Raw genomic sequence first — 17,456 nt, 5'->3', positions numbered from 1 at the left:
CATGGACCTGTCCTTCCACCCCCTCGTGACGCGCTGGTTCCGGGAACGGTTCCCCGAGCCCACCCCGGCCCAACGGCTGGGCTGGCCTGCCATCGCCGCAGGCGAGGACACCCTCATCGCGGCACCCACGGGCTCGGGCAAGACCCTCGCGGCCTTTCTGTGGTCCCTGAGCGGGCTCCTCTCCTCGCGGTTGCTTCCGGATCAGATCCAGGTGGTGTACGTCTCGCCCCTGCGGGCCCTGAGCAACGACGTCCACCGCAACCTGCACGAACCCCTTCAGCAGATCCGGGAGCTGGCGGGACGTCTAGGGGTGTGGGTGCCGGAGGTCCGGGTGGCGGTGCGCACGGGGGATACGCTTCCCCGCGAGCGGGACCGGATGATCCGCCGTCCTCCACACATCCTCGTGACGACCCCCGAATCCCTCTACCTCCTGCTCACCGCGCCCCGCAGCCGGGAGGTCCTGCGCGGTACGCGCACGGTGATCGTGGATGAGCTCCACGCCATAGCCCAGGACAAGCGGGGGGCACACCTCGCCCTCAGCCTGGAGCGGCTGGATGCCCTCACGGGACGACCCTGTCAGCGCATCGGGCTCAGCGCCACTGCCCATCCCTTGGAGACGCTGGCCCGGCTGCTGGTCGGCGGGGCCCGGTGCGGGCCGGACGGCTCCCCACGTTGCGCCATCGTGGACGCGGGATGGCAGCGGAGCTGGGACCTTTCCATCTGGCTCCCCGGGCAGGTCCTGGGACCTGTCGCCACCCATGAACTCTGGACGGAGGTGTACGACCGGATCGCGGAGCTCGCAGGGCAGCACCGCACCACCCTGGTGTTCGTGAGCACGCGCCGGCTCGCAGAGCGGGTGGCCCATCGGCTCACGGAGCGGCTGGGCGAGGGCCGGGTGGCCTCCCACCACGGGAGCCTCGCCCGCACCCTGCGGCTGGAGACGGAGCGCCGGCTCAAGCAGGGGGAGCTGTCGGTGGTGGTGGCCACCGCCTCCCTGGAGCTCGGCATCGACGTTGGCTCCGTGGACCTCGTCTGCCACGTGGGCGCTCCCCGGGCCATCTCCACCCTTCTCCAGCGGGTGGGCCGGAGTGGGCACGGCGTGAACCGGGTGCCGAAGGGCGTGCTCTTCCCTCTCACCCGCGACGAGCTGGTGCAATGTGCGGCCGCGGTGTGGGCTGTGCGTCGGGGGGTGTTAGACCAAGTGATCCTCCCGGAAAAACCCCTCGATGTGCTGGCCCAACAGATGGTGGCCATCGCGGCTTCAGAACCCATCTCTGAGCAGGATCTGTTCGCGCTGGTGCGGCGGGCCTATCCGTACCGAGATCTCAGCTGGCGGGAGTTCCAGCAGGTGCTGGAGATGCTCTCCGAGGGGATCGCCGCGCGCCGGGGGAGGGCCGGGGCGCTGCTGCACCGGGACCGGGTGAACGGTGTGGTGCGGGCCCGTCGGGGTGCCCGGATGGTCGCCCTCACCTGCGGGGGAACGATCCCGGAGACCTTCGATTTCGATGTGATCGCGGAGCCCGACGAGGCCTTCATCGGCCGGGTAAACGAGGATTTCGCCATCGAAAGCCAAGCAGGGGACGTGTTCCTGCTGGGCAACACCTCCTGGCGGGTGCGCCGCGTGGAGAGCAGCGGCCGGGTACGGGTGGAGAACGCCCACGGAGCCCCGCCCACCATCCCCTTCTGGCTAGGCGAAGCGCCGGCCCGCACTTGGGAGCTCTCCCAAGCGGTCTCGGATCTACGGGCGGAGGTGGCTGCCCGGATCCAGGACCGGGCACGCGCGGTGGCGTGGCTCGCGCAGGAGACCGGCCTGGATGCCGCGGGTGCCGAGCAGCTGGTGGACTATGTGCGGGAGACCGTGGCGGTGCTGGGATGTGTACCGACCCAGACGTGCGTGGTGGCGGAGCGGTTCTTCGACGAGGCGGGCGGGATGCAGATCGTGCTCCATGCGCCCTTCGGCGCTCGGGTGAACCGGGCGTGGGGATTGGCCCTCCGCAAGCGCTTCTGCCTGACCTTCGATTTCGAGCTGCAGGCCGCGGCCACGGACGACGGCATCGTGCTCTCCCTGGGCGCGCAGCACAGCTTCCCTCTCGAGCTCATCTTCTCCTTCGTCCGATCTCAGACCGTGGGGAAGGATCTCCTCCAGGCCACCTTGCAGTCCCCACTCTTCGGCACGCGGTGGCGGCAGAACGCCCAACGGGCCCTGGCCCTCCTCCGTCAGCGGGGCGGCCGGAAGGTGCCACCCCAGATCCAGCGCATGCAGGCGGAAGACCTCCTGGCCGCGGTGTTTCCGGACCAGGTGGGTTGCCAGGACAACCGCATGGGCCCCATCACCCCGCCGGACCACCCGCTGGTGAACGAGACCCTTCGCAGTTGCCTTCAGGAGACGATGGATCTCGCTCGCCTGGTGGAGATCGTGGAGCGCATGGAGCGGGGCGAGATCCGCACCGTGGCCGTGGAGACCCCGCAGCCGTCCGCGATGTCCCACGAGATCCTCAACGCGAATCCCTACGCGTTCCTCGACGATGCCCCTCTCGAGGAACGGCGGGCGCGGGCCGTGCAGCTGCGGCGGGTGGATCCCGACCTCGCCCGGGGCCCAGGGGCCCTGGATCCCGAGGCCGTGGCGGAGGTGCGGGCCCAGGTTGCGCCAGACGTGCGGGACCCTGACGAGCTGCATGACCTCCTTCATACCCTGGTACTCCTCCCCCTGGAGGAGGCGGACTCGTGGAGGGGGGTTGCGGAAGCACTCCTCTGCCAGGGGCGGGCCACGGTGGCTGCAATGGACAGGCTCCGGGCATACGTGGCCGTCGAGCGGGTGCCGTTCGTGAGGGCCATCTGGCCGCAGGCCCACTTCCTCCCGGAGCCCCAGATCCCTCCGGACCTGCCGCAGCCGACCCGGGAGGAGGCGGTGCTGGCCGTGGTGCGGGGCTGGATGCCCTGCCTGGGCCCCACCACGGTCCCGGCCCTCGCGGTGCGGCTCGGCCTCCCGGAAGGGGAGGTATCGGCTGCCCTTGCAGCCCTGGAAGGGGTGGGGATCGTGTTGCGAGGGCACTACAGCCCGGGGGTTGAGGAGGAGGAGTGGTGCGAGCGCACCCTCTTAGCCCGAATCCACCGGCTCACCGTGGATCGGCTACGACGGGAGATCGAACCGGTAACCCCCGCAGACTTTATACGGTTTCTGTTCCGGTGGCAGCACGTGCATCCTGGCACCCAGCTCCATGGCCGCGGAGGTCTCCTCGAGGTGATCGGCCAGCTCCAGGGCCTGGAACTCCCGGCGGAAGCGTGGGAGACCAGCGTCCTGCCCGCGCGGGTCTCCGCCTACAATCCCGCAGACCTGGAGGCCCTCTGCTTGGGCGGGGTCATCGCCTGGGGCCGCATCGTGCCCAACGGCGGTCCGGAATCGGACAGGGTCCGGCGGCGCCGGGGCGTGGTGCGCACGACTCCGATCGCCTTCCTGCTCCGGGAGGACCTGGCGGTGTACGTCCGTCCGGCCGAGCCCTGCCTGATCGGACTAGGGGGGACGGCCCGGGACGCCCTGGCGTACCTAGAAGCCCACGGGGCTTCCTTTCTCTCGGACATCGCCCGGGCCATTGGCCGGCTTCCCTCAGAGGTGGAGGCGGCTCTGTGGGAACTCGTGGCCGCGGGACTCGTGAGCGGGGATGGCGTGGGGGGGTTACGGCAGCTCCTGCGCCGGGGCCGCAGGCGGCGGGGGCTGCGGGCACTCCCTGGTGGACTCTACGGTCGGTCCCTGCCCGTGGGCCGTTGGGCCCTGTGGCGCCCGACCGAGGAGGTTCCGGAGCCGGAGCGCACGGAGCGGATCGCGCAGCACCTGCTGCGGCGCTACGGGGTGGTGTTCCGGGAGGTGCTGGCGAGGGAGCGGGCGGCCCCGCCGTGGCGGGATCTGGTACGGGTGTACCGGCGCTGGGAACTGCAGGGGAGGATCCGGGGCGGCCGATTCGTCAGCGGGTTTGCGGGCGAGCAGTACGCACTCCCCGAGGCCGTGGAGGCGCTGCGGGCGGTGCGGCGCACACCGGGTCACCCGGAGACGGTGGTGGTCTCGGCCGCAGACCCTCTGAACCTGGTGGGGATTCTGGTTCCCGGAGAGCGCATCTCCCCCTTTTCGGATCTGTGGATCGCCTTCCGGAACGGCGTGCCCGTGAAGAGCGCTCCCCTTGGGGCGCTGCTGCGGCTCGTGCAGCCTCCTACAGCGCCCACGGTGGGCGGGACCACCGCGATGTAGCCCATGTATGATGGAAGGGCGATGGACCATGCGCCGAACCTGGAGGAAAAGCTGCGGGCGCTGCCGGCCCAGCCCGGGGTGTACCTCCTCCGAGATCGGGCGGGGCGGGTGATCTACGTGGGGAAGGCCGCGTCCCTGCGGAACCGGGTGCGCACCTACTTCCAGGATCTCCGCACCGCTCCCTCCCCCCGCATCCGACACCTCATGACCAAGGTCTTCGACTTCGACGTGGTGGTGTGCGCCAACGAGGTGGAGGCCTTGGTCCTGGAGACGAACCTCATCAAGCAGCACCGGCCCCGGTACAACGTGCGGATGGCGGACGACAAGGCCTATCCCTACATCAAGATCACCAACGAGCCCTATCCGAAGATCATGATGACCAGGAGGATCGTGCAGGACGGCGCCCGCTACTTCGGCCCCTATCCCTACCACGAGCCGAAGTTGGTGCGCCGCACCATCCGCACCATCCGGAAGCTATTCCGGCTGCGCAGCTGTCGGATCGAGATCGATCGATCCTTGCCCCGGCCCTGCCTGGATCATGCCATGGGGCTGTGCACCGCACCCTGCGTAGCCTGGGGCGCCACCCAGGAGCAGTATGGGGAGCAGGTTCGGAAAGCGGTGCTGTTCCTGGAAGGAAAGCAGGAAGCGGTGCTGGAAGCCCTGCGGCGCGAGATGCAGGAGGCCGCCGACCGCCTCGAGTTCGAGCGGGCCGCGGCTCTGCGGGACCAGATCCGGGCCATGGAGGCCATCGGGCAGCGCCAGCGCACCTCCGGCCCGGGTCTACTGGATCGGGACGTGGTGGCGGTGCACACGGACGGGGACGACGCCTGCGCCCAGGTCTTCTTCGTGCGCGGGGGGCGGCTGGTGGGTCAAGAGCACTTTTCCCTTACGGGCGCCCTCAACCACACCGCCGCGGAGGTCCTGCGCACCTTCCTCGAGCAGTTCTACGCCCACGCCACCACGATTCCTCCAGAGGTGCTTATCCCGGAGCCCGTGGAGGACCAGGAGCTTATCGCCCAATGGCTCCAGGCACGGCGGGGGGAGCCGGTTCGGGTGGCGGTGCCGGAGCGGGGGGCGGATCGGGAGTTGGTGGAGATGGCTCGAGAGAACGCCCGGGTGCATCTGGAGCAGGAGCGGGTGCGGCTGATGGGCCGGGAGGGGTCTGCGGTGCGGGCGCTGCAGCAGGTTCTGGGCCTTGTGGATCCGCCCTTCCGCATCGAGGGGTATGACGTCTCCAACTTTCAGTCCGGGGAGGCGGTGGCCTGTCTGGTGACCTTCGAGGGAGGGCGGCCCCGCAAGGAGGCCTACCGCCGGTTCCGGATCCGATCCATGCCCGGGCCCAACGACGTGGCCATGCTTCGGGAGGCCCTGCACCGCCGGCTCGAAAACGCCCGGGAGGAAGCGGAGGCCTTACAGAAGGGCGCAACCCTCAAGCCCAGGTGGTCCGTGCTCCCGGACCTCATCCTGGTGGACGGCGGCCGGCCGCAGCTCCAGGCTGCCCTGGAAGTCCTCTCCGCATTCGGGATGCGGATCCCCGTGGTAGCCCTCGCCAAGCGGGAGGAGCTCGTGTACCGGCCGGATACTCCCGACCCCCTCCGACTCCCGCCCGACTCCGTGGCCCTCCAGCTCCTGCAGCGGGTGCGGGATGAAGCCCACCGGTTCGCCAACGCCTACCACCGGAAGCTCCGGGATCGGCGCATCGTGTACTCGGTGCTGGACGAGATCCCGGGAGTGGGCGAGAAGCGGAAGCGGGAGCTCATCCGGCACTTCGGCTCCGTACGCCGCCTGCGGGAGGCCAGTGAGGAGGAGGTGGCAGCGGTGGTGGGGCCGAAGGTGGCCCGTAAGGTTTTGGCGTTCCTGCAGACCCGCAAACTCCCCACCTACCGGGAGGAGGCCATCCGGTAGGGAGCTGGAAGGGGCTCTCCCAGGAGCTCCGCCAGCTGCGGGAGCAGCTGGCGGAGCGCTTGCTCCGAATCCGCCCGCAGGGTAACATGGCCTACCTTCCGGCCCGGCCGCACCGATTTCCCATACCAGTGGAGGTGGGCTCCGGGCAGGGCGAGGAGTTTCCGGAAGTCTGGCTTCTGGCCGATGAGGTTCACCATGGCGCTCGCGCCCAGCGGCGCGGTGGAGCCGAGCGGTAGTCCCGCGATGGCCCGCAGGTGGTTCTGAAACTGGCTCGTCTCGGCCCCTTCCAGGGTCCAGTGCCCGCTGTTGTGCACCCGGGGCGCCATCTCGTTGGCGAGGAGTTCCTCCCCTACCTGGAAGAACTCGATGGCTACTACCCCCACGTACCCCAGGGCCTCCAGGACCCTCCGGGCGTACGCCTCAGCCTTCGCTTGGAGCCCGGGGGTGAGCCCCGGGGCGGGAGCCAGGGAAAGCCGCAGGATTCCCTCCCGGTGGTGGTTCTCTACGAGTGGATAGCAGGCCACCTCCCCGCTTGCAGCCCGCACCGCCAGGAGAGAGACCTCCCGGTCGAAGGGCACGAGTCGCTCCAGGATAAGATCCCGGCCGCCCAGGGCCGCCCATGCGGGATCCAGGTCCTCTCGACCCCGGAGGAGGATCTGGCCCTTGCCGTCGTATCCGCCGCGCCGGGTCTTCAGGAGGGCCGGAAGCCCCAGTTGCGCCGCCCCCGCCTCCAGGTTCTCCGGGCTTTCCACCGTGCAGAAGGGGGGTGTTGGGATCCCGAGCGAGGAGAAAAATCGTTTTTCCGTGAGCCGGTCCTGGGCCACTTCCAGGGCTTTGGGGGTTGGATGGACGGGAAGCCACCGCGCCAAAGATCGGGCTGCCTCCGCAGGCACGTTCTCGAACTCGTAGGTGACTACCTCGAGGCCCTCCCCAAACCGGCGCAGGAGGGCTTCGTCCCGGTAGTCTCCGACCAGAAGCTCCCCCACCTGTCCCGCGCAGGCTTCGGGAGAAGGGTCCAGGAACCGGAAGGAGAAGCCGAGCGGATACCCTGAGAGGGCCAGCATCCGGCCGAGCTGACCGCCTCCGAGAACCCCGATCCTCATCTCTCCGTGCGGGGATCCGGGTGGGCCAGCACCTCCTGCTTTTGGGCCTCCCGGTACCGCCGCAACCGATCCAGGACCTCTGGATGCTTGAGCCCCACGATGCTGGCAGCAAGAAGGGCGGCGTTGATGGCTCCGGCCCGCCCGATGGCCAGGGTTCCCACGGGTACGCCCGCGGGCATCTGCACGATGCTGAGCAGGGAATCCAGGCCCCGCAGGGCCTGGGACTCCACGGGCACGCCCAGCACGGGGAGCACCGTGTGGGCCGCGGTCATGCCCGGCAGGTGGGCAGCCCCGCCTGCACCTGCGATGATCACCAGGAGCCCCCGCTCTTCCGCGCTCCGCGCGTACTCCGCCATAAGCTCCGGGGTGCGGTGGGCGCTCACGACTCGCACCTCATGGGGGACTCCCAGCGCCTCGAGGGTAGCTACCGCGTGCCGCATGGTCTCCCAGTCGGAGGAGGATCCCATGATGACCCCTACGAGCGGACGGGTTTGGGCAGGAGGATTCCTCATGGGAGGTCTTCCAGCACGGCGAGGATGCGCTGAGGGTCCGGGAGATCCCGCATGGATCGACCGTACCACGCGGCCCGCACGGTACCCCCTGCGTCCACCACAAGGAGGGCGGGGAGCCGGCCGAACCGGCTCCGACGGACCTCCTGGCCGAAGCGTTCCGCAATCCGGTGCTCGGGATCCGGGATCCCCGGGAAGGGGATTCCCTGCGCGGCCCAGTATTCTGCCATGGCAGGGCGTGTTTCCGGACCGATAGCCACCACCTCCGCTCCCCGGCTCCGAAACGCTTGGTAGTGCTGGCGCAACTGCGCCAGGTGCTTCCGGCAGAAGGGTCAGCGAAGGCCTCGCAGGAAAACCAGGACGACTGGCCTTCCCCTCAGGGTGGCACTCCCCACCCTCCCGCCGTCCAGGGCTTCGGCCGTCCACTCCGGAGCAGGGCTTCCCACCTCTAACCGTGCCACGGTGATCCCTCTTCTAGGTGCGCACCTGTCCCTGGCCCAGGGCCACGAACTTGGTGGTGGTGAGTTCCCGAACGCCCATGGGCCCGTAGGCATGCAGCTTCGTGGTGCTGATTCCGATCTCCGCGCCCAGGCCCAGCTGGAACCCGTCGTTGAACCGGGTGCTGGCGTTCACCAACACCAGGGAGGCGTCCACCTCCCGCAGAAAGCGCAGGGCCCGGTCGTGATTCCGGGTCACGATGGCCTCCGTATGCCGGGAGCCGTACCGGGCGATATGCGCGAGGGCTTCCTCGAAGGAGTCCACCACCCGCACGGCGAGCACCAGATCCAGGTACTCTGTGCTCCAGTCCTCCTCCCGGGCGGGGATTGCGTGCGGCAGGATCCGCTGGGTGCGGGGACAGCCCCGCAGCTCTACCCCCGCCTCCCGCATGGCGACCGCCAGCCGAGGCAGGAACGCAGCCGCCACCGTCTGGTGCACCAGCACCTTCTCCAGGGCGTTGCAGGTTGCGGGACGCTGGGCCTTGGCGTTCACCGCGATGCGCACCGCCATCTCGAGATCCGCCTCCTCGTCCACGTAGAGGTGGTTTACCCCCTTGGCGTGGGCCAGCACCGGGACCCGGGCGTGCTCCTGTACGAACCGGATGAGCTCCTCCCCGCCCCTGGGGATGAGGAGGTCGAGCACGCCCTCCATCCGGCACATCTCCAGCACCGATTGCCGATCTCCCGCGGGCAGGAGCTGCACCGCGTCCGGGGGGAGGCCGGATTCCTCCAGGGCCTGGCGGATCAGACGCACCAAGGCCTCGTTGCTGTATCGGGCCTCTTTTCCGCCCCGCAGGAGGATGGCGTTCCCCGCCTTGAGGGCCACCGCGCTGGCCTCTACCGTGGCATCCGGCCGGGCTTCATAGATCAGCCCGATCACGCCCAGCGGCACCCGCATGCGGCCCACGAGGAGACCGTTGGGCCGCACGGTGATCTGCTCGATCTCCCCGACGGGATCGGGAAGGGAAGCGATCTGCCGCAGGCCTTCTGCGAGGTCGTCCCGGCGGCGATCCCCCAACCGCAGCCGCTCCAGCTTGGGCTTCGGGAGCCCCCGGGCGGCCTCCAGGTCCTTGCGGTTGGCCTCCAGGACTTCCGGCCACCGAGCCTCCAGCAGCTCCGCGGTCCGCATCAAGGCCCGCTGCTTGGCCCCGGGTGAAGCCCGCAGGAGTTGCTGTGCGGCTGCACGGGCCCGCTCTCCCATCTGCCGCAGCTCGCTCGCCAGTTCGATCATCGCACCCCTCCCGTGTAGGATGCCTCTGCCTCCAGATCCCCCGCCAGCACGAAGTGATCCCGGTGGATCACCTCATCGGAGTGCTTGTAGCCCAGCCGGGTCTCGATCTCCCGGGTGTGGGCTCCTTTGATGCGCTCGATCTCGCTGGCGCTGTAGTTCACCAGCCCCACCCCCACGAGCCGCCCCTGGGGATCCAGGCAGCGTACGGGGTCTCCCACGCCGAACTCCCCCCGCACGCCCAGGATCCCCGCGGGCAGAAGCGAGGCGCCCTCCTCTCGGAGGGCCCGGGCCGCCCCCGCGTCCAGGAGAAGTTCTCCCGCAGGCCGCGGCAGCTGGTACAGCCACCGTTTCCGTCCCGAGTACCGCCTCTGGGCGCTCCAGAAGAGGGTTCCCACGGGGGCTCCCGAGAGGGCCTCCCGGATCACGTGCGGGCGTTGGCCAGGCAGCAACCACATGGGAATCCCCGCGGCGAGGGCCTTCTCCGCGGCCAGCAGCTTCGAGCGCATTCCGCCCGTGCCCACCTCCCCGGGCTCGGCCCCGGCCCGGGCCAGGAGCTCCCGGTCCACCCGATCAACCCTCCGGATGGGGCGGGCGTCCGGGTGTATGCGGGGATCCCGATCGTACAGGGCTTCCACATCGGAGAGCACCAGGAGAAGGTCTGCACCCACCAGGGTGGCGAGGAGGACAGAGAGGTGGTCGTTATCACCGAACTTCAGCTCCTCCACCGCCACGGTATCGTTCTCGTTTACCACGGGGATGACTCCCCACCGCAGTAGGGTCTCCACCGTGTGCCGGGCGTTGAGGAACCGGGCCCGGTCCGCGAGGTCGAAGGCGGTGAGGAGCACCTGGGCCGTTGCCAGGCCGTGGCGCCCGAAGGCTTCCGCCCACGCCTGCATGAGGAGCGGCTGGCCCACCGCGGCCGCCGCCTGCTTGGCGGGGATGGAGAGGGGCCGGGTGGGGAGCTTCAGCCGCGCGGTGCCCAAGGCCACCGCACCGGAGGAGACCACCACCACCTCTCGTCCCCCGCGCCGCAGCTCCGCGAGTTCGCCCGCAAGGCGCGGAATCGCCCGGGAGGCCGGATCCGCGATGAGGGCGCTTCCGACCTTCACCACCACCCGGCGGCACGTGGAGGGATCGAAGGGAGCGTGGTGAACTCCCATGCTCCCCTTCAAGATACCACCTCGTCCGCGGGGGAGGCCTGTCGGGGGACGGAGGACGGGACCCGGAGTGGTCCCCACAGGCCGCAGAGGAAGGCCGCTAGGCCCAGGAGGAACCACCCCACCCCCAGCCGGAAGGGCTCTCCCCCTGCCCACTGGCCCAGGGCGGTGCCCAGGAAGCTCGCCAGCAGCCCGCTGCCGAACCCCACCGCGCTGCTGGCAAAACCCGCGATGCTCCCCATGGGCTCCATGGCCAGGCTCATGGCGTTGGGGAACACGAGCCCGATGCCGAAGAACACGAGGCTCGTGTGCAGCCAGATGAGAACCGGGTTCCGCAGAAGGAGTGCGTGAAGAGGGAAGAGGGCGGCGGAGACGAAGAGGCAGAGCAGCGACCACCGCAGGAAAGCCCGGAGCCCGACCCGGTGGACCAGAAGACCCGTGCAGAGCATGGCCAGGCTCTGGAACGCCGCGGTTCCCCCGAAGGCCAGGGCGAACTGCGGGTTCGTCAGCCCAAGGTGGGTCTTGTAGAGCTGCGGGGCGTTCAGGAGGTAGGCGTGCAGCATGGCATAGCTGAAGGTGAGGAGGAGGGCGGCCACCCGGCTCTCGGGCGCCCGGAGGAGAAGACGGAGGGCTTCCCGCAGGGAGGCGTAGCTCAGGGGACGGCGGTGCGGACCAGGTAGGGTCTCCGGGAGCCGGAGCCCGGCCCATCCGAGGAGGAGTGCAGCTAGGCCTCCGAGGAAGAGGAAGACCGCCCGCCATCCTAGGCCCAAGAGCAGCGTCCCCACGGAGGGTGCCAGGATGGGGACCACGAGGAAGACCATCTGGATGAAGGAGAGGACGCGGGCCATGGCTTCCCCCTGATAGCGGTCCCGCACCAAGGCAGTTCCCACGCTCCGCATGCTGGAGCCGAAGAAGGCCTGGAAGAACCGCAGGGCCACGAGGAGGGGAAAGGATCGCACCAGGGGCATGAGGAAGCTCAGGGCCGTGAACACCCCCAGAGCGGAGAGCAGTACCCCCCGCCGGCCGTAGCGGTCGCTGAGGGGCCCGAAGAGGAGCTGCCCGGGGGCGAACCCCATGAGGTAGACGCCCACCACCAGCTGTGCCTGCGTTTCCGTCACCCCGTACTCCCGGGCCATGGCGCTGAGGGCCGGCAGCATGGCGTCCACGCCGAAGGCCACCAGAGCCATCAGGAGCCCGAGCAGGACCGTGAGTTCCACCAGGGACACAACCTGAAGTGTACGACGCCTCCGGGGGGCCGCCGCAACCTCCCGGGTCAGGGGAAGTCAGGGGGTTGACGGAGGAAGGAGACCGGTGATGTACAAAAGTAAGCAAAGGCGGGCGGCGTGGAGGTGCAAGACCGTCTGCACACAGGGATTCGGAGGGGGCCATGCGGAGTCGGGCGTTTGTCCATCTCGTGGTGGCCGTGGCGGTGCTGGTGGTCCTTCCCGCCGGGGCCCAGCCCCGCACCGTCCGGATCGGGTTCGTGAGCACCCTCTCGGGCGGTGGGGCAGCCCTGGGGCAGGATGTCCTCGATGGCTTCAACCTGGCCCTGCGGCATCTGGGGAACCGCCTGGGAGGTCTCCCGGTGGAGGTGCTCGTGGCGGACGACCAGCAGAACCCGGACGTGGCCCGCACCGCGGTGGAGCGCATGCTGCGCCGGGACCGGGTGGACTTCATGACGGGCATCATCTTCTCCAACGTCCTGCTGGCGGTGGGGGATCTGGTGTTCGGCAGCCAGACCTTCTACATCAGCCCCAACGCGGGCCCTTCCGAGTACGCGGGGGAACAGTGCAACTTCTATTTCCTCAATGTGGCCTGGCAGAACGACAACATGCACGAGGCCATGGGACACTATGCCCAGCTGAAGCGCTACGAGACCGCCTTCATCCTCGCTCCCAACTACCCCGCGGGCCGGGACGCTCTCACGGGGTTCAAGCGGTATTACCGAGGGCGCGTGATCGGGGAGCTGTACACCCGACTGGGACAGCTGGACTACTCCGCGGAGATCGCACAGATCCGGGCCGCGGCCCCCACGGCCGTGTACGCCTTCTACCCAGGGGCCATGGGCGTGAACTTCATCAAGCAGTATGCGGAGGCGGGGTTGCTGCAGCAGATTCCGCTTCTGCTTCCCGGGTTCTCCGCGGATGCGGACGTGATCCGGGCGGTGGGCCGGCCCATGGTGGGGGTGTTCAACAGCTCCCACTGGGCCCTGGAGCTCTTCAACCCCATCAACCGCCGGTTCGTAGAGGACTTCCGCCGCACCTACGGCCGCATCCCCACCCTGTACGCCTCCCAGGGGTACGACGCGGCCCTGGCCCTGGACCACGGGCTTCGGGCGGTCGGTGGGGACCTCTCCCGCAAGGCGGAGTTCCGGCGGGCGATTCTCTCCGGGTTCGACACCACCCGGGGCCGGGTCCGGTTCAACCGGAACGGGTATCCCATCCAGAACTACTACCTCCGGCAGGTGGTGGAATTGCCCAACGGTGAGATCGTGAATCGGTTGCGGGGCACCATCTTCCGCAATCACGGGGACGCCTACGTCTCCCGGTGCAGGCTTCCATAGGGGATGCCCTCCGGTTTTCCCACCGCCCTCGTTCTGGAGCAGCTGCTGAACGGGCTCCAGCTGGGGCTCATGCTCTTCCTGCTCGCTTCCGGCCTCACCCTGGTCCTGGGCATTATGGATGTGGTGAACCTCGCGCACGGCTCCCTGTACATGCTGGGAGCCTACTTCGCCGCCACCCTGGCACGTGCCACGGGGTCCTTCTGGGCCGGTGTGGCCCTGGCGGTGCCGGCCACCGCGGTGGTGGGCGTCCTGCTGGAGATCTCCGTCCTCCGACAGGTCTACACCCGGGATCACCTCACGCAGGTTCTGGCCACCTTTGCCCTCATCCTGATGTTCAACGAGGGAGTCCGGATGATCTGGGGACCACAGGCCCTGTTGCTCACCGTGCCCCAGGAGCTGGCTAGACCGGTTCTCCTTCTCCCGGGCCTGGGCTACTCCGCATACCGTCTGTTCCTCATCGGAGTGGGTGCTGGCCTCGCGGCCCTGCTCTTCCTCCTGATCCACCGGACCCGGTTGGGGATGTGGGTGCGGGCCGGCGCTTCCAACCGGGCCATGGTCCAGGCCATGGGGGTTCCCATCCAGCGGGTCTTCACCGTGGTGTTCGGGATGAGTGCGGGGCTGTGCGCGGTGGCGGGGGGTCTACTGGGCCCCATCCTGGCGGTGCAGGTGGGGATGGGGGAGGAAATCCTCATCCTTGCCTTCGTGGTGATCGTGATCGGGGGCATCGGCTCGGTGAAGGGGGCGCTGGTGGGCGCGCTCCTGGTGGGGATCGTGGACACCGCGGGCCGGGCCCTTCTCCCGCCGCTCTTCATGCGCCTCCTGCCTCCAGAGGTGGCCTCGAATCTGGGTCCCGCCTTGGCCTCTATCCTCATCTATCTGCTCATGGCCGCGGTCCTCTTCCTGCGACCGCAGGGGCTGTTCCCCGTCCGGACGTAGGATGCGGACCCGTCCGATCCTGGTCTCCCAAGCCCGCCGCACTGCCATGGCAGCTCCACAGGGCGTGGCGGGCCGGAGGGGGCTTGTCGCGGCAGGGATCCTGCTGGTGGGATTTCCCGTCCTCGCGGAGGCTTTCGGGTGGCAGTTCTACCTGAACCTGATCACCCGGGCCATGATTCTGGGGCTTGCCTGCAGCGGCCTCAACCTCGTGCTGGGTTACGGGGGACTCGTGAGTTTCGGGCATGCCACCTACTACGGGCTTGGAGCCTACACCGTGGCCGTGCTGGCGCGGGAGGGCATCCGCGCCGCCTGGGTGGTCTGGCCCGCGGGGGTTCTCATGGCCGCGTTCGCGGCGCTCCTCATCGGCGCCGTGTGCCTGCGCACCCGGGGCCTTTCCTTCATCATGATCACCCTGGCGTTCGCCCAGATGGTGTACTATGGGGTGGTTTCTCTCAAGCAGTACGGTGGCCAGGACGGGCTCCGGGCGCCCCGCACGGACCTTGGATTTCCCTTGGGGGATGTAGGGCTCTACTACCTCACCCTCCTCCTCCTGGCAGCGTGTCTGGGAGTCCTGTGGCGGGTGGTGCACGCTCGGTTCGGCCAGGCCCTGCAGGCCATCCGGGACAACGAGGCCCGGGCCGTGGCCATCGGCTTCCCCGCGTATCCGTTTCAGCTGGTGGCCTTCGTGCTCTCCGGAGCCATTACGGGCCTGGCGGGGGTCCTTATGGCCCACCATACCCAGTACGTCTCCCCCGCCATGCTCGCTTGGCCGCAATCCGGCGCCTTCCTCCTCATGGTCATCCTGGGCGGGGTGGGGAGGTTCTGGGGCGGAGTGGTGGGAGCCGCAGCCATGGTGGCCCTGGAGGAGACGTTCCACGCGGCCACCATCCACTGGCAGCTGCCCGTGGGAGGGGTGCTGCTTCTGGTGGTCCTGTTGGCGCCCCGAGGTCTTGCGGGCCTCCTGGAGGGAAGACCCCGATGAGGGTCCTGGAGCTGCGGGGCCTCACGAAGCGGTTCGGGGGTGTGCTTGCCCTGTGGCGGTGTGATCTTGCGGTTGAGCGAGGAGAGGTGCATGCCCTCATCGGGCCGAATGGCGCGGGGAAGACCACCCTCATCAACCTGGTGGCGGGTGTCCTGTCGCCCACGGAGGGCCGGATCTTCTTCGAAGGGCACGATATCACGCATCTGCCTGCACACGCCCGGGCCCTGCGGGGGATCGCCCGCACCTTCCAGGCGACGAACCTCTTCTCCCGGCAGACCGTGCTCGAGAACCTCCGCCTCGCGGTACAGGCGCGTACCGGGAGCTCCTTCCGGTTCTGGCACCCGGTGCGCCGGGAGGTGGAGCTCGAGCGGGAGGCGCGCGGGTACGTGGCGCGGGTGGGACTTGGGGAGCGCACGGATGTCCCCGTGCTCGCCCTCTCCCACGGGGAGCGACGGCAGCTGGAAGTGGGCATGGCGCTCGCGTGCCGTCCGAAGCTGGTGCTCCTGGACGAACCCACTTCCGGCATGAGCCGGGAGGAATCCCTGCGGATGGTGGCGCTGATCCGGAGCCTGCGGGGTCAGGCGACGGTGCTGCTGGTGGAGCACGATATGGACGTGGTGTTCTCCGTGGCGGATCGGATCACGGTGCTGGTGGACGGGCGGGTGCTGGCGAGCGGCTCCCCGGAGGAGGTACGAGCAAACCCGGAGGTGCATCGGGCGTACCTCGGAGAGACGCGCACTCCAGGGACCGCTCCCTCCGCCCCTTCCGGGCCGCGGGGAATACCGAGGGGGGAGCCCCTGCTGCGGGTGGAGGGGCTAGAGGCCTCCTACGGCCCGAGTCCGGTGCTGTGGGGGGTGGATCTGGAGGTTCCCGCGGGCCAGGTGGTGACCCTCCTGGGCCGGAACGGTATGGGCAAGACCACCACCGTCCGCGCCATCCTAGGCCTTCTTCCACCCCGGGCCGGACGGGTGGTCTTCTGCGGGGAGGAGATCCAGGGGAGATCCCCCGACCGCATCGCCTCCGCGGGCATCGCCCTCGTTCCGGAAGGCCGCCAGGTCTTCCCGAACCTCACGGTGCGGGAGAACCTCCTGGCGTTTGCCGCCAACCGAAGCGGATCCCCCCGCCCGTGGACGCTCGACCGGGTGCTGGAACTGTTTCCTCGGCTGCGGGTCCGGCTGAACCACCTGGGCTCCCACCTCTCCGGGGGTGAGCAGCAGATGCTGGCCATCGGGCGGGCCCTGATGACCAACCCACGCCTGCTGATCCTGGACGAGGCCACGGAGGGGCTTTCGCCCGTGCTACGGGAGGAGATCTGGCGGTGCCTGGAGCGACTCAACCGGGAGGGAATTGCCATCCTCCTCATCGACAAGTACGTGGATCGCCTGCTGGATCTCGCCCACCATCACTTCATCCTGGAACGGGGACAGGTGGTGTGGTCGGGACCGTCGGAGGCCCTGCGGGCGGATCCAGGCCTGTGGCAGCGCTACCTGAGCGTATGAGCTTCCGCAAGGGAGATTGCCCTGCTCCGTCGAAACACGGATGGGGATGGATCTGCAGGATCGGGTGGCCTTTGTCACGGGTGGCGGACGCGGAGTGGGGCGCGCCTGTGCCCTAGAGCTGGCCCGTCGGGGCGCCCGGGTGGCCGTGGCCGCCCGCACGGCCCCGCAGGTGGAGGCCGTGGCGAGGGAGATCCGGGAGATGGGAGGGCGGGCCCTCGGGCTCCCGTGCGACGTGGCGATACGGGAGGCCGTGGAGTCCGCGGTGGCCCAGGCCCGGGAGGTTCTGGGACCCGTGACCGTCCTGGTGTATGCGGCGGGGATCGCGGAGAGCCACCCCTTCGGGGAGATCACGGATGCGGTGTGGGAGCGCCACCTGCGCACCAACGTCACCGGTGCCCTCTACGCCATGCAGGCAGTCCTTCCCGATATGCTCGCGGTCGGATGGGGGCGGATCGTGGCCGTGGCCTCCGTCTTGGCGAAGGTGGCCTCCCGCTACACGGCCGCGTACGCCACCTCCAAGCACGCCCTGCTGGGGCTTGTGCGCTCCGTGGCTCTGGAGTACGCGGATCGAGGGATTACCGTGAACGCCATCTGCCCCGGCTACCTCCAGACGGACATGACCCTGGAGAACATCCGCCGGATCAGCGCCCGCACGGGTCGATCCCCGGAGGAGGTCCGCCGGGCCCTGGAGAACAGCAGCCCCCAGAAGCGTCTGTTCACCGTGGAGGAGGTCGCCTCCCTGGTGGCCTACCTCTGCACGGACGCGGCCGGAGGGATCAACGGACAGGGCATCGTCCTAGACGGGGGTGGTGTGCTGTCCTAGGGGGAAGGGAG

14 protein-coding genes are annotated in these 17,456 nt (G+C 69.1%); 7 read left to right on the top strand and 7 right to left on the bottom strand.

All coding sequences use genetic code 11. From position 1 onward, the window contains the following. The first annotated feature begins 1 nt into the window (after nt 1). A complete protein-coding gene (locus N0A24_08205; protein MCS7173356.1) occupies nt 2–4,240 on the top strand; it encodes a DEAD/DEAH box helicase in 4,239 nt (1,412 codons plus the stop codon). 21 nt (nt 4,241–4,261) lie between these two features. After that, complete coding sequence (uvrC, locus tag N0A24_08200; GenBank protein ID MCS7173355.1) at nt 4,262–6,145, top strand: excinuclease ABC subunit UvrC; 1,884 nt, start codon at nt 4,262–4,264, stop codon at nt 6,143–6,145. Here the strand turns inward: uvrC and N0A24_08195 are convergent. The 7 genes from N0A24_08195 to N0A24_08165 are packed head-to-tail and all read right to left on the bottom strand — an operon-like array spanning nt 6,121 to nt 11,859. Then, nucleotides 6,121–7,248: a 5-(carboxyamino)imidazole ribonucleotide synthase gene (locus N0A24_08195; GenBank protein MCS7173354.1), complete on the bottom strand. Its 1,128-nt coding sequence runs from the start codon at nt 7,246–7,248 to the stop codon at nt 6,121–6,123. The two genes, uvrC and N0A24_08195, sit on opposite strands and share 25 nt — an antisense overlap. After that, a complete protein-coding gene (purE, locus tag N0A24_08190; GenBank protein MCS7173353.1) occupies nt 7,245–7,760 on the bottom strand; it encodes a 5-(carboxyamino)imidazole ribonucleotide mutase in 516 nt (171 codons plus the stop codon). The genes N0A24_08195 and purE overlap by 4 nt, the downstream gene beginning before the upstream one ends. Beyond that, nucleotides 7,757–8,071: a peroxiredoxin family protein gene (locus tag N0A24_08185; GenBank protein MCS7173352.1), complete on the bottom strand. Its 315-nt coding sequence runs from the start codon at nt 8,069–8,071 to the stop codon at nt 7,757–7,759. The genes purE and N0A24_08185 overlap by 4 nt, the downstream gene beginning before the upstream one ends. Before the next feature lie 18 nt (nt 8,072–8,089). After that, nucleotides 8,090–8,218, bottom strand: coding sequence for a hypothetical protein (locus tag N0A24_08180; protein ID MCS7173351.1), 129 nt, complete (start codon nt 8,216–8,218; stop codon nt 8,090–8,092). A gap of 13 nt (nt 8,219–8,231) precedes the next feature. Further along, on the bottom strand, nt 8,232–9,485 hold the full coding sequence (locus N0A24_08175) for a glutamate-5-semialdehyde dehydrogenase (protein ID MCS7173350.1): 1,254 nt from the start codon (nt 9,483–9,485) through the stop codon (nt 8,232–8,234). Further along, nucleotides 9,482–10,645, bottom strand: coding sequence for a glutamate 5-kinase (gene proB / locus N0A24_08170; GenBank protein MCS7173349.1), 1,164 nt, complete (start codon nt 10,643–10,645; stop codon nt 9,482–9,484). The genes N0A24_08175 and proB overlap by 4 nt, the downstream gene beginning before the upstream one ends. Before the next feature lie 8 nt (nt 10,646–10,653). Next, a complete protein-coding gene (locus tag N0A24_08165; protein MCS7173348.1) occupies nt 10,654–11,859 on the bottom strand; it encodes a multidrug effflux MFS transporter in 1,206 nt (401 codons plus the stop codon). A 170-nt stretch (nt 11,860–12,029) separates the two neighbouring features. On the opposite strand from N0A24_08165, the gene N0A24_08160 reads away from it, so the two are divergent. Genes N0A24_08160 through N0A24_08140 form a run of 5 tightly spaced genes read left to right on the top strand, consistent with a single transcriptional unit; the run spans nt 12,030 to nt 17,445 of the window. Further along, the gene (locus tag N0A24_08160) at nt 12,030–13,205 is read left to right on the top strand and encodes an ABC transporter substrate-binding protein (GenBank protein ID MCS7173347.1); all 1,176 of its coding nucleotides are present in this window, start codon (nt 12,030–12,032) and stop codon (nt 13,203–13,205) included. Nucleotides 13,206–13,208: 3 nt separating this feature from the next. Further along, nucleotides 13,209–14,141, top strand: coding sequence for a branched-chain amino acid ABC transporter permease (locus tag N0A24_08155; protein MCS7173346.1), 933 nt, complete (start codon nt 13,209–13,211; stop codon nt 14,139–14,141). 1 nt (nt 14,142) lies between these two features. Further along, on the top strand, nt 14,143–15,123 hold the full coding sequence (locus tag N0A24_08150) for a branched-chain amino acid ABC transporter permease (protein MCS7173345.1): 981 nt from the start codon (nt 14,143–14,145) through the stop codon (nt 15,121–15,123). After that, the gene (locus N0A24_08145) at nt 15,120–16,622 is read left to right on the top strand and encodes an ATP-binding cassette domain-containing protein (GenBank protein ID MCS7173344.1); all 1,503 of its coding nucleotides are present in this window, start codon (nt 15,120–15,122) and stop codon (nt 16,620–16,622) included. Before N0A24_08150 ends, N0A24_08145 begins: the two co-directional genes overlap by 4 nt. A gap of 46 nt (nt 16,623–16,668) precedes the next feature. Next, nucleotides 16,669–17,445, top strand: a complete 777-nt coding sequence (locus N0A24_08140) for an SDR family oxidoreductase (protein ID MCS7173343.1) — start codon at nt 16,669–16,671, stop codon at nt 17,443–17,445. Nucleotides 17,446–17,456: the final 11 nt, after the last annotated feature.

The organism is Armatimonadota bacterium, assembly GCA_025059775.1.
Lineage (GTDB): Bacteria > Sysuimicrobiota > Sysuimicrobiia > Sysuimicrobiales > Sysuimicrobiaceae > Sysuimicrobium.
The sequence above is the reverse complement of the archived record's forward strand: the minus strand, read 5'-3'. Positions and strand labels throughout refer to the sequence as shown.